This is a genomic window from Candidatus Alcyoniella australis (assembly GCA_030765605.1).
Taxonomy (GTDB): Bacteria; Lernaellota; Lernaellaia; order JAVCCG01; family Alcyoniellaceae; genus Alcyoniella; species Alcyoniella australis.
Map to the genome: position 1 here is coordinate 14,736 of JAVCCG010000019.1, position 24,490 is coordinate 39,225.

The window sequence follows — 24,490 nt, forward strand, 5'->3', positions numbered from 1 at the left end:
TTCTCAGGGGCTATCAGGCTTAACCTCGATCACAACCTCCAAGTCGATGGACTCGCGGCCCCAGGCGCGGTCCCACAGGTCTTGGCGCACGCCGATGGCGTTGAACTGGCCGGGCCAGGCCTGAAACAGCAGCTCGTGGTACCAACCCCATTGGCCCGAGGCCAGCTCGTCGTAACTCTCCCAAGCGCAGATCCAGATCGGCGAATCAGCCTGCTCGGGAGGCTCGGTGTGGTAGTCCACCGTGGTGAAGCGCCGCAGATAGAACGGTATCGGATGCTTGTCCTCGAGCACCAGCACCGGCAGCGACCAGCCCTGCTCCGAGGTCTGGACCGCGCGGTAGAGTAGGGCAAAGGCTCCCTCGAGATCCTCCTGGGACTGCACGTAAACCAACGGCTCGTCGTTGTCGGTATACATCACGAAGTTCAGCGCCAGGCAGTAGCACAGCATGTAGCCCGCGCCCACTGCCGTGAAAACAACCAGCGCCGCGCGCGCCAGGCGCATTGAGCACAGCATCCGCCAGGCGACCACGATCCCCGACGCGGCTAGCAGGCTCAGGCAGCAGGTGATCTGCACCAGGCACCACGGCGTCTTGTAGGGAATGCCTGAGTAGATCAGCAGCACGCTCAGGGCGACCACGCTCAGGAAGCGTTGCAGCCGCGCGCCGCGAATTCCCTCGACGACCGCGGGGAGTGAGAGCAGCCACAGCGGCCAGGCGTGACGTTGCAGCATCCCGAAGAAGTACCAGAAGTCCTTGACGTGGTCCGCTCCGGCTGTGCCGCCCCACAAGGCGAAGGCCGCGAAAAAATCGAGCAGGCCGCGCGGATTGTCGCCAAACGACGAGAACAGCGCGCCCCAGATCAGCGCTGCCACCAGGCAGCCCTGGGCCAAGGCCGCCAGCCGGGCCTTGAGCTCGAGGGCCGAGACCTCGCGCTGCGGATCGCGGCGCTGCAGCAGCAGTTCGAGCCCCGCTGCCAGTCCCACGGCGATAATCAAAAACGCCGCGGTCTCCTTGGCGCTCAGCGCCAGTGCGGCCCAGACCGGGACCAGCCGCATTGACCAGAGATCGTTGCGCAGCACCGCGCCCGCCGCTGCGACGATCAGTCCCACGCTGGCGGCGGCCAGCAGCACCTCGTGGATCAGCATCCGCGAAAAAAACGTCTGGTCGGGCGATACGGCGAGCAGCAGCCCGGCCAGCAGGGCCGTGGCCGCGCCCAGAGTGCGCCTGCCGGAGAGCGCGAGTAACACGGTCAGCATGCCGAACAGCGCCGGGACCAGCCGCAGGGCGAACTTGTCGACGCCGGAGGGCGTTAGATACGACCAGATCGGCAGGGCCGCGTAATACAGCAGCGGCCCGTGATAGGCCGCCGGGTCGTAGCTCCAGCCCAGGCCTTGGATGATCCAGCGCACGAACTCGAAGTTGACCGACTCGTCGTGGTGCACCGGCCGCAGGTCCAGGCCGTGGAACCTCAGCCAGGCGGCGAGCGACAGCACGGCCAGCGCCGCAATGATCGGGCCGATTTTACGCATCGGCGAATTATTAACACCTGTGGGCTTGTTGATAAAGCGTTGCTCTGCTAGAGCAGTTCCCATGCGCGGTCCCACACTGATGATCGTCCTGTGTCTGGCACTGCTGGCGGCCTGTTCCGCGGGCGAATCGGAGTACTCACTGTACCAGGGGAGTCTCGCTACTCAAGACCAACAGCTGCGCGTTGTGCAACGCGCCGATTCGTGCCGTATCGAGCTGCTTCCCGGCGCGCAGACGATCCGCGCCGAGCACGCCCAGTGCCGTTGGGCGCGGCCGGCCGCCCTAGCCCACGGCGAGCCGTACCTGATCGTGGGCGTACGCCGCGACCAGGGCGATACCTTCTGGATGGTTTCGGAGCAGCAGACCGCCGAGTTGCTCGACGAGCTACTCGGTCCGGGCAGGTTCGCGCCGCTGGAATCGTCAGGATACGCGGTGTTCGAGCTCGGTCGCGAGGACATCGAGAGTCTCTGACCGCGGTCGGTATATTTTCGTTACAATTTAACCTACAATATCTTTTTTGAGGGGGCCTTGTTACGACTGGGGTGAAATAGGAGGCAACTTTTGATGAGAGCTCGTTCAATGATCCTGATCGCCGCGTTGTTGATTATGGCGATGGTGACCACTGCCCAGGCCAGCCCTTTTCGCGAATATCCTTGGACCGTGGGCGTCCGATCCCACGTCGTCTACATCCCCGACTTCGTTCTGGGCAGCTACTACGAAACCCATAAATCGATCAGCGCCGTGGGCTACGGCGTGTTCTGGGGGTACAGCTGGGAGCGGATCGAGCTGAACATGAACATCGAGAACTACTCCACGTTCTGGCAGGACGGCACCTGGATGGAGAAGGGCGGCGACCCGGCTGTGGACCGCGATTACATCGAGGCCCGCGGCGTGGGAATCGCCTCGTTCGACTGCACCGCCTACTTCAAGCAGCCCATCGGCGATTACGTCGAGTACCGCATCGGCATCGGCGTGGGCATGGGGTTCCCCTACGGTAAGGTGACGACCTACGACATCGTCGAGGACCAACGCGAGGCCAAGGGCGAGACCACGGCCCTGCCCTCGGTGCTGCCGGTGTTCGCACTGGAGAACGTGTTCGCCTTTTACCTGCACGAGCACTTCTCGCTCAACGTCAACTTCGGCATCAAGCAGGGGCTGGCGGCGGGCATCCAGCTGCAAACGCACTTCTAAGCGATGGGCGCAATGCGCGCCGCGGCAATCGGCCTGATTCTGACACTCGCGCTGGCTACGGGTGCCTTTGCAATCGACTACCGCAGTCTGGCCGAGACCTATTCGCCGATCTGGTACGTTGACACCGACGATGGCCGCACCAAGTCCGACTACATCACGGCCTACGACTTTGACGGCGACCGCCGCACGGACAACAACTGGGAGAGCCTCGAGAGCGGCGACCTATTGGCCGTGACCTACTACTCGGTAATCGAAACCGAGACGCACTATTTCATCCACTACTTCATCTACTGGCCCCAGGACTGGTTCTGGTGGCCGGATTCCGACGTCGTGTCCCACGAGAACGACATGGAGGGCGCGCTGGTGGTGGTGACCAAGGTCGAGGACGAGCCCGGCGAGCTGCTGCTGGTGGAGACCTCGGCCGAGCTCAACATCTTCAGTTGGTCCTCGCACCCCTACGTTGACGACGGCGATGAGGACCTAGCCGGCGGGGTCAAGACCTTTGACACGCACCCGCGAATCTACGCCTGCTCCCAGAGCCACCACGTGGTGCTCGACGACGTGTGGGTGGTGTTCGGCTCGTATGTGGGCGACTCGGGCGACGACTTCCCGGGCGACGACGGCGTGGTCTACTTCTACCGCGGCGCGGCCGAGCAGCCCAGCACCTACAACGACCGCGACGTGGGGTACGACCTGGTCTCGATCCTCGACGACCTGTGGCCCGAGGCCCTGGGCCCGTTCGGCACCGGCACGATGCTCGACTGCCCCGTGCGCTACATCGGCCATCGTTTCACTGTCGGCGATTACCTGGGCATGTGCTTTGACGGCGACACGTTCGAGGACGACGCGGGCAAGTCGCCCTGGGGGCTCGACGACGAGAACGACGCACTGGAGGTCGGCGACTGGTTCCTCGACCCGGCCGACACGGTCTATACGCATCTGACCATCCAGGGCGAGTTCTCGCGCTACTACGTGTACAACCCCTACCTGGCGTCCATCGCCCCGCGCATCGTCTCCACCGCCGCGACCCAGGCATGGCTGGATACGCCCTACCATTACGACGAGGACGACACGGCCCAGGCCGAGGGGAATCAGCCGCTGTTCTGGGAGAAGGTCGCTGGGCCGAACGATCTGGAGATCGACGAGTCTAACGGCCGCGTGGAGTGGACGCCGGACAGTCCCGGCGACTTCACGATCACCATCCGCGCCCTGAGCCCGGCCGGGCGCGACGATCAGAGCTTCACGGTCAACGTCTCCACCGACGATCCGCCCGTTGGCGACGACGACGACCCCTCGGGCGACGACGACGACTCCCGCGACCGCTCCACTGAAGACGAAGCCGGCTGCTGCGGGTAGCCGGCTCAAAGCCGGGCGCGGGGTGGGGCGTGGCGCTACGACCAGCGAACTACGCGAGTCTTGTGGCGGCCCCAAGCCGCCCCGGCGAGCCCCACACACAAAGATCGATTACTCGATCTTTACTTCCTCCCAACCATCTTCCGACGCGGGGTGGGTCGTGGCATTACAACCAGCGTTCTGCGCGAGTTTTGTGGCACCTCAAAGGTGCCCCTATTCCCAGCGTTCGCGTTTGCGGCGCACCTCGATGCGTTTGACCGTAAGATTTTTAACGTAGCCGAAGTTGGGATCGTCGGCAGTGCGGTTCCAGATCTGCACCTCCACCGGGTAGCCCTCGACCTTCCAGCGATACACGTCGTACCACTGGTCGGGCTGTTCGTCCTTGGATTCGGGAAATCCCCAGCGCCCCTGGCACGACAAATAGTGGTCGCCAAGCCGCACGCCCTGGAAACGGCCCTCGAAGCGTTGGCCGTCGGCAAAGGTAGTGAGCACCACGCGATCGACCTCGTCGTACTCGCGGTGCACGAATGCGATAAATCCCTTGGCAAAGAACGAACAGATGCGATCTTCCGCGTCGAACAACGTGCGGTCGGGTTTGCCGAAAACCTCGGTCAGGTCCTCGTAGGAACGGCCGATCATTTTCAGCGCCAGCGGGTTTCCTTCGGCATCGACCAGCTTCTTGCGCGCCAACGAAACCTGGGGCGCGGCCAACAGCAGCACCAGCGCGATTAATATTGAAATCCTAAAAGCGCGATTCAAAGTAGTCCTCCAAAATCCGCGCGTGGTCAAAGCAGATTGGGCCGGGCAGGTCTTCGCGTTTGAAGATTTCGGCTTGCGCCGCGTCGTCGGCACCCACGGGTTTGCCCTGGGCTTGGGCCACGAATACCACGCTCAGGCTGTGATGCCGCGGGTCGCGCTGCGGGTCGGAGTAGGTATGGAACTGGCGCAGCAGCTTGACCTCTAGGCCGGTCTCCTCTTTGGCCTCGCGCACGGCGGCCTGCTCCGCGCTCTCGCCGTAGTCGATGAATCCGCCGGGCAAAGCCCAGCCGTGGGGCTCGTTGAGCCGCTGGATCAGCACAATCCCGCCGTTGATCTGGATAATGATATCGACGGTGGGTAGCGGGTTGCGATACTCTTTGCTCACTTATCGACTCCTCGAAGCAAAAGTTACCCGCGCACACTCCAGGATGCAAGATGAACGCACCAGGCCATAACTCGAGTCGCTCGCGCCAAGCGCTGATGGCGCTGGTGGCTGCGGCCATCGGCCTGATCCTGTTGTTGGGTCCCGGCGAGCTGATCGCCAGACATTTAAATCTGGGCGCACCGGCGCTGAGCTGGCCGAGCGACCTTAACTATCAAAAGCTGCAACAGCCGACACTGAGTGAGTACGCCGCGCCCGACGGCTCGCGTTGGCTGCTCCCCGGCGAGCTGGTCAACATCCAGCCTCTGGCCGTGCCCGTGCGCAAATCCGAACGCACCTTCCGCATCATGCTCTTCGGCGGCAGCGCGGCCTATGCCGGCGAGTTCGAGCCCGGCGGCTCCTGGCCGCGAATCGTCGAGCGGCTGCTGGCCGCGGCCTATCCCGAGCGCGACATTCAAATGATCAACCTGGGCGTGGTCGGGCACTCGAGCAACGAGGTGCTGCCGCGCGTGGCCGAGACGCTGGCCTATGACCCCGACCTGCTGATCGTCTACTCGGGCAACAACGAGGCGCTGGATATGACCGCGCACTTCAACGTGCGCAACACCAGCCTGGCCGCGTTACGGCTGCGACGCTGGCTGCGCGATCACAGCGCGATCTACCGCCTGACCGCGCGGCTGGCGGCCAAGGCCTGGACCCGCGAGATCAACCTGGATAAGCAAAGCGCGACCCACGAGCATCGCTGGTCCGAGGAGGACTGGCGCTTCGTTGCCCAGCGCTATCGCCGCAACCTCGAACGCATCTGCGAACTGGCCGACGAGGCGCAGACGCCGCTGATGCTCTCGACCCTGGTCAACTCCGAGGAGCGGGCCAACCGCCCGGACCGCTGCTTCTTCTGCGACTCGTGGCTGGGACCGACCACCTCGACCGACGACGCCTCGGGCGTGTGGCATCTGGATTGGGCGTTCGAGCTGTGGAAGCTCGGCCGATCCGGGCGCGCGCTGACGATGCTCGAACAGGCCGCAACGCAGATCAAGCCCGACGGCGGAGAACCGCTGGTGCGCGCGCTGATCGAACGCGACCTGGGTCAGGTCGAACAGGCCGCAGCCCGAGCCGAGACCGTGGCGCAAGGGCTCGAGCGCGACGAGCGCTGGCGCGAACACCCGGTGCTCGGCGCGCGCTACATCGTGGCCCTGCAACTGTGCGGACGGCGCGACCGGCTGCACGAGGTCAACCCCGAGGTCCTCAAGGCAAGCTGGTTGATCAGCCCCGAGGACCGGCTGTACTTCCTGGCGCGGCTCTCGGAGTTCACGGGCGAGGACTCGCAGCTTGAGCGCGAGGTCGAGCAGATCCTCTCGCTGCCCGACGACGTGATCGTCACCGGCCGCCGTTTAAATCCGGTGGTCCAGCAGGTGGCGGCCGAGCGCGGCGCGACCCTGTTGCAGCCCGACGTCGCCCTGCGGCGCTGCAATCCCGCGGGCCGCCTGGGGACCGACGCGCTGTTCGACTACTGCCACTTCACTCATAGCGGCGCGCACCGTATGGCCGCGTTCTTTGCCCAGGCGGTGGTCGATACGGGGCTGCTGGGACCGATGAGTGAGCCGTCGGATTTCCAGGCCCTGGCCGAGCAATGGCGGCTTGAGCCGTGGGAAGCGGGCCGCGACTCGCTGTCCCTCGATCGCTTCTGCGGAGTGGGGCGCAACCTGGTCAACCTTGAACACAGCCTGCCCAACGCCACGGCCCGGGCCCACGCCTATATCAAAAAATTGGATCAGGACGACGCTACGCCCGAGGAGCTGGTCTGGGGGGCCAACGTGCGCTGCCGCTTCGACCGCGTGATGCCCGATCGGGCTGCGCCGCGGGCGTTGCCGCTCTATCGTCTGGCCATCGAGCAGGAGCCGGACAACCCCGAGCTGCTGCAGAGCGCGGCGATCTGCTGCCTGTGGTCCGGACGGCCGGACCTGGCCGCGCCCTTTGTCGCACGGCTGTTCGAGCTGGGCGACTTTGATGGCGCGGCGCGACGCCTAAGCTATCGACTCGAGGCGGCGCCCACGCGTTGACAGTCGGTCGGGCTGAAAGCTAGACTCTGTCAGTTCGACCTATTCCCACGGAGGAGTATGCCCGTGCGACGCAACATCGCATTACTGTTATTGACAATCCTAATCGGCGCGATGGTCATCTGTCTCGCTTCCTGCGGTGATGACTCCACCGACGAGATGACCGTCGAGGAGATCATTGCGCACGGCAAGAAATACCTGACCGAGGGTAAGGGCCTGGACGCGACCCAGGCCTTTGAGGCCGCGTTGGTGCGCGCGCCGGACAACGCCGATGCCAAATTCGGGCTGGTGCTGAGCAACCTGATGCAGTTGACCTCGATCATCGACGAGCTAATCGACCTGCTGGGCAACTTCGGCATGGACCAGGGGATGGACCCGTTGCTCGATGGCTTCGACCCGTTGGAAGACGGCTCGGATTTCAGCCGCGAGCTGCAAATGTTCATCGACAAGGTGGCGCTGGCCGGGCTGCGTCAGGCCGACCAGATGTACATCGAGCTGCAGCAGCTTCCCGACCCGACGTTCAGCATCGATTCCTACGTGCTCTATCTGGGCTCGGAAGAGCCGCTGCTGAGTTGGTCCGGCGAGCTCGATGGCGGCGAGCTGCACTTTCTCGGAGCGCTGAACTCGATCCTGCTCGGCGCCTTCGACCTGGTGCTGGCCCACGAGCTGGACATCGACATCAACGATCTGTCCCTGCCCGTGCTTCCCGAAGCGGGCGACGACGATGACGGCGGAGATCCGGACGCGCTGCTCGACGAGAACACCATCGCCACCATCGACGTGATTCTCGAGTGGCTCTACGACTTCCTCAACGATCCCAAACATCCCAACCTGCTCTACCTCGACGGCGACGGCGTGGAGCGCATGCAGGCCTCGGGACGCGAGCTGGGCTCCGGCGTGCTGCGGCTGATGGCCTTGATCGACTACACGCAGGCCGAGGCCCGCGGCGAGGGCGGAGCCGACGGCAACGTGTTCTGGGACGAGACCCGCGGGCTGGTGCTGATCCCCAAGACCCTCGAGATCGAACCGGCGTTGGTCGAGGCGTTGCGGCCGCTGCTGCTGAACCTCAACGAGACGCTGTTCGACGGCACGCCGTTCGACATCGATCCGGCGCTGCCCAATCCACTGGACATTGCCGCGGCCAACCAGCTGCTGATCTACTTCGGACTATTCGACGAGCCGCTGCTGCCCTACGGCCTGATCACCATCGACGTGGGCATCTGGTTCCAGGATCCGGCGCCCGACGGCCTGCGCAGCCTGGTCTTCTCGATTATCGACATCTGGGATTTGGTCAAGCAACTGCTTGAGATGTTCTAGCCTGGATTATTTATGAGGGTTCGTCCGCGAGGCGCTTGATGAGCACCCGGCGCTATCAACTTAAGCCGATCGCGCAGCTCGACGCGGCCACGGCCTGCGGCCTGCGCGCCCTGGCCACGGACCTGGACGACACGGTCACCTTTCAGGGAAAAATTCCGCTGGAAAACATGCAATGGCTCTCGCGGCTCAACCAGGCCGGGATCCGCACCTTCGCGGTCACCGGCCGACCCGCGGGCTTCGGCATCGCCCTGACCCAATATTTCGACGCCTTTGAGGCGGTGATAGCCGAGAACGGCGGCGTGATCTGCTGCGAGGGGCGCTGCGACCTGCTGCTCGCGCCCGAGTTGATGGACCGGGTCGGTCCGCGGCTGGCCGAGGTCTTCGCAACGCTACGCGAACGGCTGCCGCACCTGCGGCCCGATCCGGGCACCTTCGCCCGCATCACCGAGCAAGTGTTCATGCGCAAGGGATTGCAGCCCGGCGATCTGGAACTGATCGAACGGGTCAGCGCCGAGAACGGCCTGGCTGTGGTCACCAGCTCGATCATGGTCCACATCAACAGCGGCTCCGCTGACAAGGCGCGCTCCCTTTCGGCAGTGCTCGACCAGCGGCTGGGCGGCTACGAGCCCGAGCAGGTGATCACCGTGGGCGATTCGCCCAACGACTCCTCGATGTTCGACAGCGCGCTGTTCCCGATCAGCGCCGGCGTGGCCAACATCGAGGACTTCGCCGAACAGATGCCCCATTTGCCGGCCTACATCGCCGATTTGCCCCAGGGACAAGGCTTCGGCCAGATCTGCGAGCGGATTCTCAGATTGCGGGAAAATTAACCAGGCACGCGATTGTGCTACCCTAGCCTGTAATGTCCGAACCCCAAACGCACGACACGCCACATAACGAGCTTAAGCCGCCGCGCAACCGGCTGCTGGAGCAGCATCCGTTTATCTGCGGCTACTTGTTTCTGGCTGCCATCGTGCTGCTGCTGCTGGTAACCGAACTTAAAATCTTCGCCCTGACTTTCCTGTTTCTCTACCTGCTCTCCGACGTGATCACCAACGATCTGCGGCGGATGCTGCGGCTGCAGCGGGTGCCCAAGTTCGTCTTCTTCTCGATCCTCTATGTGTTGATCGTGGTCGGGCTGGCGCTGTTCTCCTGGCAGACGATCCCCTCGTTGGCCCGCACCCTGCCGGTGCTGATCAAGAGCATCCAGGGCGCGGTGATCGAGACCGTGAACACCATTGACATGCGCTACGGCCTGGACCAATACATCGAGGCCGGCGAGGTGCAGAATCAGGTGATCGACCTGTTCAAGGGGACTCTCGGGCTGTTCAGCAGCGGGTTCGGGCACTTCTACAAATTTGTGATCTTCTTTATCTTCGCGCTGTTCGTGAACCTGTTTCTGTACCACAACACCGAAAAAGTGCGCGAGGTCTTCGGCCGCAAGCCGCAGAGCCTGATGGGCTATCTGTTCTATTTCACCCTTGAGCGGGCAGGCAGGTTTTACTATTACTTCAAACGGGTGATGGGCGGGCAGCTGGCGATCTCACTGATCAACACGCTGATCTCGGCGGTGGTGATCGTAATCCTCGGGCTGCCCTACCCCACAGCGCTGATCCTGACGGTGTTCTTCCTCGGACTGTTCCCGGTGGTGGGCAACATCGTCTCGAACACGCTGCTGACCCTGGTGGCGCTGGCGTCGGTGGGACTGTGGGGGGCGGCGGTCTGCCTGTGCCTGTTGGTGGGGATTCACAAACTCGAGTACTTCCTCAACTCGAAAATCATCGGCGAGATCGTCAAACTGCCGATGTTCGTCACGCTCACATCGCTGGTGGTGTTCGAGCTGGTATTGGGAATTCCCGGCCTGATCCTGGCGATCCCACTTACTCTAACGATCAGACACGAGTTCGAGGATATATCAGGGCTGCCTCAGCCTTTATCGTCCGATTCGCTTTCGGAGTCGGATTTGCCGGACCCGAGTCCCCAGCCCAGCAGCAGGCCGATCAGCGAACCGTAAATCCCGGCGACCGCCGGGTTATTAAACAGTGCTCAGCCGCCGTTGCAGCCGATGGCCGCGTAGTAGATCAACCCGGCTGCACCGCCGATCACGGTTCCGATCACTGGTCTGGCGTATTTCACAGGTCCTCCAATTTGCACGGCGATTATCGCACAGATCGGCGGCCGGGACTGTTAACCCGAGTTAACCCAACGAGCTTTAAAGCGCCAGCTCGTTTGGCGGAACCGAGTGCACGATCGAGGCCTGGAACTTGCCGGTGACCGATGCGCGCTCGGTCAGATCGATCACCCGCTCCTCAAGGTACTCGTCGCCGTCGCGGCCGAACAGCAGTTTGACCGTCGGGCGCATCACGTCGGTGCGGCTGGGTAAAAGCACCAGGGCGGTCTCGCCGTTGGAGAGCTTGACGTAGCTGCCCGGCGGGTAGACACCCAGGCCGACGATCAGGTGCGCCAGCACGCTGGGTTCGAACATCGATCCGGCCGTAGAGATCAACTTCTGCGGAATCTCCTCGGGCGAGATGTATTGATCACCGTGCATCAATCGGTCGTAGGTACTGGCCAGGGCCACTATACTGCTGGCCGGGCTCTGCGGCTGGTCTTGCTTAACCCGCGGGAAACCCTTGCCGTCGACCCGCATGTGGTGCTCGAGGGCGACGACCTCGGCGATCTGCGGCACGCTGGGAATCGCGCGTAGAATTCCCACGGCGCGCATCGGGTGTTCGATCTGAACCCGCGGATCCTCGGAGCTGTAGAGCACGCCGTTCTCGATCTGCGGTGGAATGTCGATCAATCCGATGTCGTGCAACAGGCCGGCGACGGCGATCTTCTGCAGCAGGTCCAGCTCGAGCCCCATCGCCTCGGCAGTAACGTAGGAGACAATCGCGGTATTGATGCTGTGGGAGATCAGGTCGCGCGGATCGTGCTTGGTGTGCAGCCGCGAGATCATCGCAAAGCGGTCGGCGTGCATCGCGCCGGCGATGCGCTCGACCAGCACGTTGATCAGCCCCATCGACGGGGTCTTACTCTGGTCGAACATCGAGATGAAGAACCGCAGCAGCGCCGTGCGCAACGAGGAGTAGATATCGCGCGCCTCGTCGGTGTTGGTCGGCCCGGCCGTGATATCGCTGGTCAGTTCGACGCGCTTAAGCGCCAAATTGCTGATCCCCTTGGCCGCGAGCTGCCCGGCGAAGTCGCCCTCGCGCTGCCAGATCGGATCGTCGCTAAGCAGCATCGTCAGAAACACCGAGAGTTCCTGGGCGCTGATACCGTTTTGCAGTGTCAGCGACTCGACGCGCTTGGACTCCAGCGCGTGGTACAGCGGTCGGACCAGAGCCGAGATCTTGGGCAGCGGCACCTTCTCGAAGACGAACTCGCCGCCGAGCAGCACGATGGTCCACGACTCGTGGCCGCGGCTCGAGGCGTGGTCCAACTTGTCGGCCAGCCGAGTGCAGCTCGCCTCGACGATCGGGTGCTGCGGCGGGTAGAGCGAGCGGTTGCGCATCGCCGAGGAGAACGACTTGAGCACATCCTCGGTCAGGGCCAGCCGCCAGCGTTTGTTTTCGATATCCATCGCTAGTTCACCTGTAGCAGCTGCCGGCAGGCGTCGCGCAACGCTTTCTTGCGACTGTTGCACCCCTCTTCCAGCAGCTTGCGGCATTGCGGATTCTCGAAAACGCCCAGCGCCTTGGCCGCCGAGACCCGCAGTTCCTCGTCCGGTCCGCCCCACAGCGCGCTGCCGTGGATGTAGCGCGCCAGCGCCTCGATACATAACGGATGCCTGATCTTGCCCAGAGTATCGAGCGCCAGCTGTTCCGCGCGAGCGTCGCCGCTGAACGGGTGCCGCTGCTCGATTTTGCCCAGCAGCACCTTGCAGGCCTTCTCCGAGCCGCGGAAGTGCCCCAGGCTGAGGATCGCCTGGTGGCGCACGCCCTGGTCGGGGTCGGCCAGCATCGCCTCGAGCAGATCGATCGCCCCCTCCTCGTCGGTGGCGGTCAGCGCGCGGGCCACGACCTTGCGCACCCGCGGCTCAGGGTTGTCGACCACCGGCTCGATCCGCTGTAACAGGTCGTCCGGGGCGATCTGGGCCAGCAGGTTGACCATGTTGCGCTGGACGAACCAGTCGGCGTCCCGCATCCGCTGATCGATCAGCGGCATCACGTGTTTTCCGTTTTGGGTCAGCACGCTGATCATCGCCATCCGCACCGCGCGATTCTGTTCGGCGTCCAGGGCCTCGATCACCGGCTCGACCGCGATCGGACCCATGCGCACCAGCAGCTGTCCGATGGTCTCGGCCTGCTCCTTGCCCCATTGTTTCAGCGCCTGCAGCAGCTGGGCGACGATTTCGGGGGTGCGTACGTTGGTCAAGAGCTGGCGCGCAATGTTGCGCGAAACTTCGCAGGTATTGCGCTTGCTCGCGTGGCTGCGCAACAGCCGTACGGCCTGCTCGGCCAAGGCGTAACGCCCGGTCTCGATCAGATCGGCGATCATGTAGTCCAGGCCCTGAGAGTAGAACTCGTAGTGCTCGCTGTCGCGTTGCATGCGCAGGATGCTGAGCAGGTTCAGCGCCGCCGCCTCCTCTACGGCGCTGTCGCTCAGACGCTCGAGCAGCTGGGTCGAGCGGCTCATCATCGCCTCGACGTAGTCGTAGATCGGCATGTTGCGGCTGATGTACTGCTCGTGGGCGCTGATCAGGGTGCGGCGCAGCCGGAACAGCCGGGGCTGGTCCGCTGGCAGCTGCGAGGCCCGGGCTACCAGCGCGGCGAAGTTGGCATCGTACTTGACGTCGCGATCGGTGACGATCGACTCGATCTCGTCCAGCAGCGGCTGCTCGCGTTGATCGTCGACAAAGTGCTCGTAGGTGCGGATGAAATCGTCCAGATGCGAACGGTTGGGATCGAGCCCTTCGACCAGGCCGCGCGCCAGGTTTCGGTCGTCGAGCTTGTTCAGAAGGTGGTCGATGGAGGTCAGTTGGGCCTGATCGTGCTCAATACGCAGGGCGCTGTCCTCGAGCAGGGCATAACGCCCCTCGGGGCTCAGGGAGTTGATCACGCGCAGCACCTGCCCCTCGAAGGCCATGCGGTCCTCAGCGCCGATCTCGCCCTCGAAGGGGGCCAGCGAATCGACTACGCGGAAGAAAACCTGGGCTGCCTCGGCCGTGTCGGTCCCCTCAGCGTGTCCGGCCAGGGCCGTATCGACAATCGTGGCCAGCCGTGGGGCGTCCTGCAGCAGCCGTTGGACGAAATCGCGGTCCTCCGCGCCCAATTCGGTGAAGCCGCGCCGCCAGCTTTCCGAAAGCCGACGCCAGACATCGCTGTCGGAGAGCTGCTCGAGCTGCCGTTCGATGTCCTCCTCGTGCAGCTTGTACTCGACCTCGTTGACTTCGATCGAACGGATTCGGCGCTCGGCGAACAACTCGCGGTAGCCGCCGGACTCGCGTACGGTCAGCGGGTCCATCCGCAGGACCTCCATCATCGCGGACAGCTCGTCCAGACCCAGGCCGCGATGAAAGGTGATCTGGCTGATGCTCTGCTGGTGCAGTGCCGTGGCCAGGTTGACCGCCCAATCCTCGTCCGTCAGCTCGACATCGCCGAGAAACAGACTCTCCTTGCCGATGCCCACCATCAGCGTTGGCGAGGATTTGAAGTACTCCTTGAAGCGCATGCCCAACGCCGTGAGCATCTGTTCCAGGGCCGGGTGTCCCGCAGGATACATACTGTGCGAGCGGACGGCGGTAGCAAGGTAGGACAGTACTCCGGGCGCACGGTCTTCCCTCAATGCATTGGTCATTTCACCTCCGGCATATCCGACGGATCCTTGATAAATAGTCCGGGAAAAAGGGGAATGGACCAATCCCTACTTCAGAGACTTACATGTGTCAATCAAATATTAATGTCATTGAATATCGTTATCTTTGGGAACCTGGCGCCGATTGCCGGTGTCTTAGAGAATCGCGTGTAAGTTAGGGGGGAATTGTGTGCGATAGCGCCTATTTTTTACGGTCGTCGTCCTGGAACCATTCGATCCAGTCCTCGACCTGGTCCGCAGAAAGTGGCTGTTCTTTTTGCGGTTTACGGGCCCGCGGCCGTGTGCCCGAGAGCAGCTTGGCGGCCAGAGCCGCGGGCGAGAGCAGCCGGGCACCCAGCTGCTGCGCCGGACGGCCGATGTCCTTAATGTCAGCGCTGACCACGGTCAACTGCGCGGGGTGCGGATGTTTATGTAAAACATCAAGAATCGCATCGTCAGCCGAGGCGCTGTAACGGACCTTGACCGCCACGGGAGGATGAGGAAAATGATGGCGTTCTGCGGAGTCGAAAAAGACCGTGGCGCGGTCCGCTCGATGTTGGCGCAGATACTGATCGAGCAGCGTCACCAGCCGTTGGCGTCCGGCCTCGTCCGGTCCGCCCAGTCCGGTGCGGGCATGAAGCACGTTGTAGCCGTCCACAAGCCAATACAATCGGTCGACTCCTTGATTTTTGCCGATTCAGGTCTTATATTTCCGCGCGACCATGAGACTATTTTGCGAGTATAACCCGATAACTATACGATATAAATTGAAAAAGCTCCTGCTGCCGTTTTTATTTATCTGCTTTGCACTCTCCGGCGCCCTGGCCGACGAGGACGGGATCGAGTTGCACGGATCGCTTGATCGCGAGCAAACGCCGCTCAACCGCACCGTCAACTATACCCTGAGCGTCAGTTGGAGCGGGTCGGGCAACGACTATCTGATCGACCCTCCCGACCTCCCGGAACTGGAAAACCTGGCGCTGGTCGGCTCCAGCTCGCGCGCCACGCGCGGCATGCGCGGCCAGCGGCAGTTCCAACTGTTGGAGACGACCTTTGAACTGCGGCCCGTGGCTTTGGGAACGGCAACGGTCAAGCCGCTGACCGTGCACTACCTCTCGGCCGCGGACGAGCAGCACGGCAGCCTGAGCACCACCGAGCTGAGCCTGACCGTGGTCGATCCGCTGCCCGAGGGCCTGCTCTCGCGCTTCGGCGTGCGGCTCGGAGCGTTCGCCGTTGGGCTGCTGTTGGTCGCCGGGCTGCTGCTGGGACTGCGTAGGTTGCTGCTTTCGCGCGCAGATCAAACACCTCCGTCCGAACAGGCGGACGAGATCGACCGCGACCTGGCCCAGCGCTTTGAACACGCGGCGCTGATGATCCGCCGCGGCGAGCCCGGGCCGTTCGCCCAGGCGCTGTCCGAGCTGATCAGGCATTGGGCGCGGGTCGAGTACAATGTAGCCACGACGCGCGGCAGCAGCGTCGAACTGGTAATCGAGCTGCAAGCTGCGGGGCTCGAGCCGGGCCGGGCCGAGCTGATCAAGGGGCTGCTGGCCGATTGCGACCAGGCGCGTTTTGGCAGCGGCTTCACAATGCAGCAGGCCCAGCGCGCGGCCCAGCTGGCGCGACCGCTGTTTTGCAAAGATCAACTCCCGGGCCCGCAGCCCGCACCCGACCCCGACGCCTGGCTCGCGGGCAGGAACAAAACGTAAATGACATTCATGCGGAGAGAGATATGAAACCCGATATCGCCCAGATCAACCAGCAGGTCGAGGAACAAAGCCGATTCGTGGACCAGATCCTCGGCGAGGTCTCCAAGGTCATCGTCGGCCAGCGCTACATGCTCGAACGGATACTGATCGGCATTTTGCAGGGCGGCCACGTGCTGCTCGAGGGTGTGCCGGGCCTGGCCAAAACCCTGACCGTGCAAACCTTCTCGCGTGTGATCCAGGCGAGCTTCGCCCGCCTGCAGTTCACGCCCGACCTGCTTCCCGCGGACCTGACCGGCACGATGATCTACGACGCCAACAGCGCGACGTTCAACGCCAAGCAGGGCCCGATATTCGCCAACCTGGTGCTGGCCGACGAGATCAACCGCGCGCCGGCCAAGGTGCAGAGCGCGCTGCTCGAGGCGATGCAGGAGCATCAGGTGACCATCGGCGGCACCAGCTACAAGCTGCCCGAGCCGTTCCTGGTCTTCGCCACGCAGAACCCCATCGAGCAGCAGGGGACCTACCCGCTGCCCGAGGCGCAGGTCGACCGCTTCATGCTCAAGATCAAGGTCGGCTACCCGACCAAGGAAGAGGAGCGGCAGATCGTCGAGCGCATGGCCCGACCCCATCAGTTCGAGCTCGAACAGGTGATCACGCCCCAGCGGCTGATGGCGGCGCGCGAGGTGGTCAACCAGGTCTACGTCGATGAGAAAGTTACGGGCTACATCCTCGACATCGTCTTCGCCTCGCGCGATCCCGAGGGCTACGGCATCGCCGACGCCGCGCAACTGATCGAATACGGCGCCAGCCCGCGGGCCTCGATCTACCTGACGCAGGCCGCGCGCGCCCACGCCTTCCTCCGCCACCGCGGCTACGTCACTCCCGAGGACGTCAAGGCCGTGGCCCACGACATCCTGCGTCACCGGATCATCGTCAGCTACGAGGCCGAGGCCGAGCAGATCGACTCCGAGCGGATCATCGAGATGATCTTCGACCACGTCGAGGTTCCATGATCCCCCAGGAGTTGATCAAGGAAATCCGCCGGGTCGAAATCCTCACGCGGCGAATGCTCGACGAGAGCTTTGCCGGCGCCTACCAATCGGTGTTCAAGGGGCGCGGCATGGAGTTCACCGAGGTGCGCGAATACATGCCCGGCGACGACGTGCGCACCATCGACTGGAACGTCACCGCGCGCATGGGACGGCCCTACGTCAAGCGCTTCGTGGAGGAGCGCGAGCTGACCGTGATGCTGATGGTCGACGCCTCGGGCTCCGAGCGCTTCGGCACCCAGGGCAAGTTCAAGGGCGAGTTGGCCGTGCGGCTGTGCGCGCTGCTGGCGTTCACCGCGATTAAGAACAACGACCGCGTGGGCCTGATCATCTTCACCGACCGCATCGAGAAGTTCGTCGCGCCCAAGACCGGCCGCACCCACGTGCTGCGCGTAATCCGCGAGCTGCTGGCATTCGAGCCGGACGAGGCGCACCGCGCCACGGACCTGCAGATGGTGCTGGGTTTCGTCACCCGCATGCTCAAACGCCGCTCGGTGCTGTTCCTGGTCTCGGACTTTATCGGCACGGGCTACGAGCGCGCGCTGGAAATCGCCAACCGCAAGCACGACCTGATCGCCGTGAGCGTGGCCGACCCGCGCGAGATCGCGTTGCCGCGCGTGGGGCTGATCGACCTGGAGGACGCGGAGACCGGTGAGGTGGTGACCATCGACACCTTTGACGAGGGCTCGCGCCAGGCGTTCTTCAAACTCAACCTCGACGCCCGGCGCGCCCTGGAGAACAAGCTGCGGCGCTCCAACGTCGACTCGATCCCGATCATGACCGACGCCCCGCGGCTGCTCGAACCGGTGCAGGGCTTCTTCCGCAAACGCACACGAAGGAACAGGTAGCCGCGATGTCCCCCCGTCCCCTCGCCCTGGCCGTGCTGCTCGCGCTGCTGCTGTGTGCAACGGCCGCGGCCCAGGACGCCGCGCCGCCCACAAGCGACGAGCTCGACCTGAGCATCGAGGCGCGGGTCGACCGCAGCACGATCCAGATCGGCGACCTGATCGACTACACCTTGCACATCTCCTGGAACGACGCGGCGCACATCGATCCGCCCGACGCGGCGATCGACCTATCGCCGTTCATCGTGCGCGACTACTCGGCGGGCGAGATCCGCAAGCTTAGCGGCCGCAACGAGCTGGAGCTAAGCTACAAGCTGACGATCTATCAGGTGGGGAGCTTCGAGATTCCGCCGTTCCGCGTGGCCTACACCCGGGACGACGGCTCCAACGGCGTGCTGCGCACCGAGCGCATCGGCGTGACCGTGCAGAGCCTCAACCCGGCTCTGGACTCCGCACCGCGCGAAATCAAGCCGCCGGTGGATTTGCCCGTGGACTGGGCCGCGTATCTGCGCTGGGCCCTGCCGCTGCTGCTGGCGCTGCTGGCGATCGCGGTCCTGACCTGGTGGCTGGCACGCCGACATCGCTCGGCGGTCGACGACCAGCCCGAGAAGCCGATAGATCCCGAGCTGCGAGCGCTGGAACGGCTGGACGCGCTGGCCGGGCGTGACCTGGAGACGCCGCAGCAGCGCAAGACCTTTGTGTTCGAGCTCTCCGAGGTATTGCGCGAGTACATCCAGGGGCGCTTTGGCTTCGGCGCGTTGGAGATGACCGCGGCCGAGCTGCTGCAAGCGCTCCCCGAGGTGCTGCCCCAAAGCGTCCTGGATGACGTTGCGCCGCGCATCGTAAGCTGGGATCTGATCAAGTTCGCCAAGTCCGACGACAGCGCGGCCACGCTGCGCGAGGATTGCGAACTGGTGCGCGAGATCGTCCGCGACACTGCGCCGAGTCCCGATAGCGACCCCGCCGAGGACGACTTGGAAGAGAGCCCGGACCAGGAGGCTAAGCCATGATCGGCTACACCTTTGTCCATCCCTGGGTACTGCCGCTGGGCGCGGTCGTTGCGGCGCTGATGATCGCCTACCAACTATTCTGGTCGCGCTCACGCACGAGCACCATCGTGTTCAGCGACGTGTCGAACCTCAAGCGCATTCGCCCCTCGGCCTTTCTGCGGCTGCGGCAAACGCTGCCCGCGCTGCGCATCGCGGCCGTGGCCCTGCTGTTCATCGGCCTGGCCCGTCCGCAGCAGACCCTGGTGACCACCGAGATCAGCAGCGAGGGGATCGACATCATGTTGATCGTCGACACCTCGGGCTCGATGCGCGCCCAGGACTTCGCGCCGCACAACCGGCTGGAGGTGGCCAAGGCCAAGATCGGCGAGTTCATCAACGGCCGACGCGCCGACCGCATCGGGCTGGTGGTGTTCGCGGAAAAAGCGTTCACCCAATGCCCGTTGACCCAGGACTACGCGGTGCTGCAAAACCTGCTTCAGAGCGTGGACTTCGGCATGGTCGGCGATTCCACGGCCGTGGGCGAGGCCCTGGCGCTGGGAGTCGAGCGCATGCGCGGGTCCGAGGCGCAGAGCAAAGTGATCGTGCTGCTCACCGACGGCCAGAACAACGCCGGACGGATCCAGCCGTTGACCGCGGCCAAGCTTGCCCAGCAATACAAGATCAAGGTCTACACCATCGGCGTGGGCAGCCGCGGCTCGGCGATGATGCCGGTCTACGACCCGGTGCTGGGCCGCCAGTACCAGAAGGTGCAGGTGGACCTGGACGAGGAGACCCTGCGGCGCATCGCGCAGATGACCGGCGGCGAATATTTCCGCGCCGCCGACCCCCAGGGCCTGGAGACGATTTACAAGCGCATCGATCAACTGGAGAAGACCGAGATCGAGACCCGCGACTTCACCGAATACAGCGAGCTGTACAAGCCCTTCGTGCTGCTGGGGTTGCTGCTGCTGCTGGCCGAGGCGCTGCTGGCGGCCACGCGCTTCAGGAGGCTCTCGTGAGCGGCCCGCGCCCGGAGCACAGCTAGCCATGCGCTTCGCCGACTGGCCGATGGTTTGGCTGCTGCTGGCGCTGCCCGCGCTGTGGGCGCTGGAGCTGTACATGGCGCGCCGCAGCCGCGCGATCCGCGATTCGTTCGCCAGTCCCGAGATGCTGCAACGACTGCGCCCCAACGCCAGCGCTGCCAAGAAGCGCGTACGCGCGGCCATGCTCTGGATCGCGCTGCTGTTGCTGGTGCTGACTCTGGCGCAGTTCCAGTTCGGCCGTGTGGTCGAGGAGGTCTCGCGGCGCGGCGTGGACATCGTAGTGGCAATGGACTGCTCGGCCTCGATGCGCGCCCGCGACATCGAGCCCAGCCGCCTGGACAAGGCGCGTAGCGAGCTGTCGCATTTAATCCAGCGCCTCCAGGGCGACCGGGTGGCGATCATCGCCTTCGCCGGCACGGCCCACGCGCTGTGCCCGCTGACCCTGGACCGCAGCGCGGCGCTGATGTACCTCGAGGTGCTCGATACCGACCTGGTCCCCTACCCGGGCACCAACGTGGCCGCGGCCATTGACAAGGCGCTCGAAATTTTCGACCCCGCGGACAAGCAGCATCGCGTGCTGGTGCTGATCTCCGACGGCGAGAGTCTCGAGGGCGACCTGGACCAAGCCATCGAGCGCGCGCGCCAGGCCAACGTGCGGATCTACACCCTGGGCGTGGGCGGCGCCCGCGGCGAGCCGATCCCCGAGTTCGACGACCAGGGCCGTCCGCAGGGATTTAAAAAGGATCGCTCGGGCCAACTGGTGCAAAGCAGGCTCGACGAGGCGGGTCTGACCCGCATGGCCGAGGCCACCGGCGGCCTATACCGCCGTGCGACCTACGGCGAACACGAGATCGACACGCTCTACAACGACATCCAAAAGATGGAGCAGCGCGAGCTGGACAGCACAGTACGCGTCGCGTACAAGGATCGCTTCCCCTGGTTTCTGGTGCCGGCGCTGGCGCTGCTAATACTGCAATTCGTGCTCAGCGAACGCAGGGACAGGCTGCTATGAGACAACGATCCCCCTTGCCGCGCATTGCCCTGGGACTGCTGCTGGCTTGGGCTGCGCTGTTGCTGTTAACGGGCTTTGGCAATCCCTTTGTTGACAAGGCGGCCCAAGGGCTGCGCGATTTGCGGCACGGCGATTTCGCCGAGGCCGAGCAGAAGCTCTCCGCGGCCGCGGCCGACGATCCAGACAACGCCGAGCTGCAATACAACCTGGGCAACGCGCTTTACAACCAGGGCAAGTTTCAAGAAGCGATCGAATCCTACGTACGCGGCAGCTACTCGCGCGATAGCAAGGTCGAGCAACAGGCGCTGTACAACATCGGCAACTCCTACTTTCAGCTCGGCGACTACCAGTCCGCGATCCAATCCTACGAGTCGTCCCTGACCATCGACCCCGAGGACCAGGACGCCAAGTACAACCTGGAGCTGGCGCGTAAAAAACTGTTCGACCAGCAGCAGCAACAGCAGGATCAGCAACAGCAGCAAGAGCAGCAGGACCAACAGGATAACAAGCAGTGCCCCAACCCGCAGCAGGGCCAGGGCGATCAGCAACAGGACGGCGAGCAGCAGCAGGACCAGCAGGGAGAGCAGCAGGACGGTCAACAGGACGAGCAACAGCAGCAGGACGAGCAGGGCCAGCAGGAGCAGCAACAACAGGGCGCGCAAACGGATCAGCCCAAGGACGGCGACAAGCAACAGCAGATGCAGCAGCAACAGGCTGGCAAGGCTCAATCCGAGGAGCCGACGATCTTCCTGAGCCAGGAGCAGGCCGACCAGTTGCTTAAATCCCTGGGCCAGCAAGAGGTCGACGTGCGGCGCGAAATGCTGCGACGCTGGGTCACGGGCCGACAAGTACAGACCGACGAGGATTGGTGATGCCCAAGGCCGGTCCGCTCTTTGCCGCGCTGATCGTTGCCCTGTGCCTGGCGCTGTTTGCCGCAAGCGCCGCGGCGCAGGTCGAGTTCGAGATCGAGGCCGACCGCTCGCAGGTGGTGCTCGGCGAGACGCTACGCCTCGATGCCAAGCTCACGGCGCCGACCCTACGGGTCTCGGGCTCCCCCTCGTTCGCCTCGTTGAGCGGCTTCGAGATCGTCGGCCGCCAGTCCAGCACGTCGCTTGAGATCATCAACGGCCGCGCGAGCAGCACCCTGAACTACGTGTTCCTGCTCACGCCGCGGCAGACCGGCGAGTTCAGCGTCGGGCCGCTTCAAATCGAAATCCGCGGCAAGACCTACAGCTCCAACGCCCTGCGCATCAAGGTGCTCGATACCCCGGCCCAAAGCGCTGTCGCGCCGCAGGACGCGGCCGACGTTGACGCGGCGACACCGGCCAATGCCGACCAGCCGTTGTTCCTGCACGCCCGCGTCGACCCGCCCGAGGCCGTGGTCGGCCAACAGCTGGTGCTGACCTTTGAGCTGTACACACAGCGCAACGTGCTCGACATCGACCCAGAGAAATACCCGGCCCTTGCAGGTTTCCTCTCCGAGGAGATCTCCTCGCCCAGCTACCTGAACTGGGAACGCGTCACAATCGAGGGGCGCAGCTATCGCAAGGCCGTGGTCTCGCGTGAAGCGCTCTATCCGCTGCAAACCGGCAGCTTGACCATCGACAGCATGGTGCTGTTGGTGCAGGTGCCTGGCGAGGGCTCCCGCGGACGAGGCTTTTTCTTCGGCCCCATGGGCCGCACCATGCGGCTGGCCTCCACCCCGCTGACCATCGAGGTGAGCGAGCCGCCCGCCGCTGACCGTCCGCCGCAGTATGGCGGCGCCATCGGGCCCCTCGTGCTCGATGGTTCCCTGGCCAAGAACAGCGTGGCCGCGCACGCGCCGGTGACCCTCACGCTCAAGCTTGGCGGCGAGGGCAATTACCGCACCCTGGACGTGCCGCAGTTCGAGCTGCCGCCGGACTTCCGCATCTACTCGGCCCAGGGCCGCGAGCAGGTCCAGCGCCTGGGCGATAAGGCGCGGATGGAAAAGACCTACGAGGTGCTGCTGATCGGCGAGCGTCCGGGCAACTACCAGATCGGCCCGATCGAACTGCCGTACTACGATCCGCAGAGCGGCGAATACCGTGTGGCCACAGCCGGACCGTTCGCGCTGCAGATCACAGCGAGCGAGGAAGTATCCCAGGTCGCACCCGGCTCGCGGATCTCCAACGGCCTGGCGCTGCGTCCCAACCGCCCGAACGCGGATTTCGCCAAGGCGCTGCCTGGCGACCTGCTCACCCGCCCGTGGCTGCTGGCCGTCCTGCTGGCGCTGCCGCTGCTCAACCTGATGGTGGGGCTGTGGCTGCGCCGCAGACGCCGGATGGCCGGAGACGAGCTGGGCCTGCGCCGCCGCAAAGCAGGCTTTGAGGCACGACGGCGGCTCAAACGGGCCCAGCGGATCGCGGCCCAGGATCCGGCCGAATTCTACGGCGAGCTGATGCGCGCGCTGCTGGGATTGATCAACGACCGCCTGGGCCTGGACTCCAAATCACTGACCCGCGAACAGGTGCGCGCGCTGCTTCAGCCGCGCGGCGTAGATCCGCAATTGATCGAACAGCTGATCAGCGTCTGGGACCGTGCGGACCGCGCGCGTTTCGGCGGCCACGCGCCGGATCGCTCCGAGTGCAACGCGGCCTTGGATCAGGCGGCGGAGCTGATCGCCCGACTCGACCGCTCGGGACTGCGGAGAAACTGATGCATCGTTGCCGCACCGTCTGCCTGCTGCTGCTCGTCGCGCTGTTCGCCGCGCTTCCCAGCATTGCGCTTTGCGCCCAGACCGACGGCGACGCGGCGCAGAATTACAACACCGGCAACGCCTACTTCGACCAGGGAGAGTTCGAGCTGGCCGCCCTGGCCTATAAAAAGGCCCTGACCCAGGGCGGACCGCGCGCGTCAGCGGAATACAACCTGGCCAACGCCCTGCTGCACAGCGGGCGCATCGGCCCGGCCGTGCTGCATTACCGGCGCGCCCTGGAGCTCGCGCCGCGCTCCGCGGACATCGCCAACAACCTGGCCGCGGCCCGCGAGCGCATCCCCTTTGCAATCAAGCCGCTCCAGCCGCCGGCGCTGGAGCGCTTCGTCACCGGCTTTGTACGCTACACCCGGCCGGTGGAAGTCTTCGCCGTTGCCGCGACACTGTGGTTGCTGCTTAACCTGGCTTTGTTGATCGTCTTGATCGGCGCGCCGGGAAACGCGCTGCGCCGAATCGGCGCGACATTGTGCGCGGCGCTGGTCGTGGCGCTGCTGGCGCTCTCGCCGCTGGTGATCGCCCAGGCCTACAACGAGCACACGTTGGTGCAGATGGTGGTCCTGGACGACCCGGTTAAGGCGCGCGAGGCCCCGGACAGCGGCAAGATTTTATTCACCCTGCGCGAGGGGCAAACGGTTAAAATCGCCGAATACAGCGGCTCGTGGGTGCGGGTGGAAACCAAGAACCATTTTGTCGGCTGGATCCCTGCCAAGGCCGGCGAGACTATCTGAGGCG

Annotated in this window: 22 protein-coding genes; 16 read left to right on the forward strand and 6 right to left on the reverse strand. The window is 64.3% G+C overall.

Features of this window, described 5'->3' with window-relative positions; all coding sequences use genetic code 11:
* Positions 1 to 3: 3 nt before the first annotated feature.
* The gene (locus tag P9M14_02100; GenBank protein ID MDP8254519.1) at positions 4 to 1,527 is read right to left on the reverse strand and encodes a TIGR03663 family protein; all 1,524 of its coding nucleotides are present in this window, start codon (positions 1,525 to 1,527) and stop codon (positions 4 to 6) included.
* 61 nt (positions 1,528 to 1,588) lie between these two features.
* Here P9M14_02100 and P9M14_02105 point away from each other — a divergent pair, with 61 nt between their 5' ends.
* The 3 genes from P9M14_02105 to P9M14_02115 all read left to right on the forward strand — a co-directional run bounded on the left by P9M14_02105 (position 1,589) and on the right by P9M14_02115 (position 4,072).
* Complete coding sequence (locus P9M14_02105) at positions 1,589 to 1,996, forward strand: hypothetical protein (protein MDP8254520.1); 408 nt, start codon at positions 1,589 to 1,591, stop codon at positions 1,994 to 1,996.
* Positions 1,997 to 2,089: 93 nt separating this feature from the next.
* Positions 2,090 to 2,716 carry a hypothetical protein gene (locus P9M14_02110; protein ID MDP8254521.1) on the forward strand — a complete coding sequence of 209 codons (627 nt, stop codon included), beginning with the start codon at positions 2,090 to 2,092 and terminating at the stop codon, positions 2,714 to 2,716.
* A 12-nt stretch (positions 2,717 to 2,728) separates the two neighbouring features.
* Positions 2,729 to 4,072, forward strand: coding sequence for a hypothetical protein (locus tag P9M14_02115; protein MDP8254522.1), 1,344 nt, complete (start codon positions 2,729 to 2,731; stop codon positions 4,070 to 4,072).
* A 210-nt stretch (positions 4,073 to 4,282) separates the two neighbouring features.
* On the opposite strand, the gene P9M14_02120 is transcribed toward P9M14_02115, so the two are convergent.
* On the reverse strand, positions 4,283 to 4,828 hold the full coding sequence (locus P9M14_02120; GenBank protein ID MDP8254523.1) for a hypothetical protein: 546 nt from the start codon (positions 4,826 to 4,828) through the stop codon (positions 4,283 to 4,285).
* The gene (locus P9M14_02125; protein ID MDP8254524.1) at positions 4,812 to 5,213 is read right to left on the reverse strand and encodes an NUDIX hydrolase; all 402 of its coding nucleotides are present in this window, start codon (positions 5,211 to 5,213) and stop codon (positions 4,812 to 4,814) included. The genes P9M14_02120 and P9M14_02125 overlap by 17 nt, the downstream gene beginning before the upstream one ends.
* A gap of 50 nt (positions 5,214 to 5,263) precedes the next feature.
* Here P9M14_02125 and P9M14_02130 point away from each other — a divergent pair, with 50 nt between their 5' ends.
* From P9M14_02130 to P9M14_02145, 4 genes are read left to right on the forward strand one after another with little or no spacing between them, the layout of a single operon-like run.
* Positions 5,264 to 7,270 carry a hypothetical protein gene (locus P9M14_02130; GenBank protein ID MDP8254525.1) on the forward strand — a complete coding sequence of 669 codons (2,007 nt, stop codon included), beginning with the start codon at positions 5,264 to 5,266 and terminating at the stop codon, positions 7,268 to 7,270.
* Between the two features lie 57 nt (positions 7,271 to 7,327).
* Complete coding sequence (locus tag P9M14_02135; protein ID MDP8254526.1) at positions 7,328 to 8,584, forward strand: hypothetical protein; 1,257 nt, start codon at positions 7,328 to 7,330, stop codon at positions 8,582 to 8,584.
* A 38-nt stretch (positions 8,585 to 8,622) separates the two neighbouring features.
* A complete protein-coding gene (locus P9M14_02140; GenBank protein MDP8254527.1) occupies positions 8,623 to 9,414 on the forward strand; it encodes an HAD hydrolase family protein in 792 nt (263 codons plus the stop codon).
* A 32-nt stretch (positions 9,415 to 9,446) separates the two neighbouring features.
* Positions 9,447 to 10,598, forward strand: coding sequence for an AI-2E family transporter (locus P9M14_02145; protein MDP8254528.1), 1,152 nt, complete (start codon positions 9,447 to 9,449; stop codon positions 10,596 to 10,598).
* Positions 10,599 to 10,796: 198 nt separating this feature from the next.
* Here the strand turns inward: P9M14_02145 and P9M14_02150 are convergent, their stop codons facing one another.
* The 3 genes from P9M14_02150 to P9M14_02160 all read right to left on the reverse strand — a co-directional run bounded on the left by P9M14_02150 (position 10,797) and on the right by P9M14_02160 (position 15,050).
* Complete coding sequence (locus P9M14_02150) at positions 10,797 to 12,167, reverse strand: HD domain-containing protein (GenBank protein MDP8254529.1); 1,371 nt, start codon at positions 12,165 to 12,167, stop codon at positions 10,797 to 10,799.
* A gap of 2 nt (positions 12,168 to 12,169) precedes the next feature.
* A complete protein-coding gene (locus P9M14_02155; protein MDP8254530.1) occupies positions 12,170 to 14,308 on the reverse strand; it encodes a HEAT repeat domain-containing protein in 2,139 nt (712 codons plus the stop codon).
* Positions 14,309 to 14,582: 274 nt separating this feature from the next.
* A complete protein-coding gene (locus P9M14_02160; GenBank protein ID MDP8254531.1) occupies positions 14,583 to 15,050 on the reverse strand; it encodes an NYN domain-containing protein in 468 nt (155 codons plus the stop codon).
* A 97-nt stretch (positions 15,051 to 15,147) separates the two neighbouring features.
* On the opposite strand from P9M14_02160, the gene P9M14_02165 reads away from it, so the two are divergent.
* Genes P9M14_02165 through P9M14_02205 form a run of 9 tightly spaced genes read left to right on the forward strand, consistent with a single transcriptional unit; the run spans position 15,148 to position 24,486 of the window.
* The gene (locus tag P9M14_02165) at positions 15,148 to 16,086 is read left to right on the forward strand and encodes a hypothetical protein (GenBank protein MDP8254532.1); all 939 of its coding nucleotides are present in this window, start codon (positions 15,148 to 15,150) and stop codon (positions 16,084 to 16,086) included.
* Positions 16,087 to 16,109: 23 nt separating this feature from the next.
* Positions 16,110 to 17,099 (forward strand): MoxR family ATPase, encoded by a 990-nt coding sequence (locus P9M14_02170; GenBank protein MDP8254533.1) that lies wholly within the window; start codon positions 16,110 to 16,112, stop codon positions 17,097 to 17,099.
* Positions 17,096 to 17,983 carry a DUF58 domain-containing protein gene (locus tag P9M14_02175; GenBank protein ID MDP8254534.1) on the forward strand — a complete coding sequence of 296 codons (888 nt, stop codon included), beginning with the start codon at positions 17,096 to 17,098 and terminating at the stop codon, positions 17,981 to 17,983. The genes P9M14_02170 and P9M14_02175 overlap by 4 nt, the downstream gene beginning before the upstream one ends.
* Before the next feature lie 5 nt (positions 17,984 to 17,988).
* Positions 17,989 to 18,990 (forward strand): hypothetical protein, encoded by a 1,002-nt coding sequence (locus P9M14_02180; GenBank protein ID MDP8254535.1) that lies wholly within the window; start codon positions 17,989 to 17,991, stop codon positions 18,988 to 18,990.
* Positions 18,987 to 19,988, forward strand: a complete 1,002-nt coding sequence (locus tag P9M14_02185; protein ID MDP8254536.1) for a VWA domain-containing protein — start codon at positions 18,987 to 18,989, stop codon at positions 19,986 to 19,988. The genes P9M14_02180 and P9M14_02185 overlap by 4 nt, the downstream gene beginning before the upstream one ends.
* 28 nt (positions 19,989 to 20,016) lie before the next feature.
* Positions 20,017 to 21,024, forward strand: coding sequence for a VWA domain-containing protein (locus P9M14_02190; protein MDP8254537.1), 1,008 nt, complete (start codon positions 20,017 to 20,019; stop codon positions 21,022 to 21,024).
* A complete protein-coding gene (locus P9M14_02195; protein MDP8254538.1) occupies positions 21,021 to 21,896 on the forward strand; it encodes a tetratricopeptide repeat protein in 876 nt (291 codons plus the stop codon). Before P9M14_02190 ends, P9M14_02195 begins: the two co-directional genes overlap by 4 nt.
* Complete coding sequence (locus tag P9M14_02200) at positions 21,896 to 23,701, forward strand: BatD family protein (GenBank protein MDP8254539.1); 1,806 nt, start codon at positions 21,896 to 21,898, stop codon at positions 23,699 to 23,701. The genes P9M14_02195 and P9M14_02200 overlap by 1 nt, the downstream gene beginning before the upstream one ends.
* Positions 23,701 to 24,486 (forward strand): tetratricopeptide repeat protein, encoded by a 786-nt coding sequence (locus tag P9M14_02205; protein MDP8254540.1) that lies wholly within the window; start codon positions 23,701 to 23,703, stop codon positions 24,484 to 24,486. Before P9M14_02200 ends, P9M14_02205 begins: the two co-directional genes overlap by 1 nt.
* Positions 24,487 to 24,490: the final 4 nt, after the last annotated feature.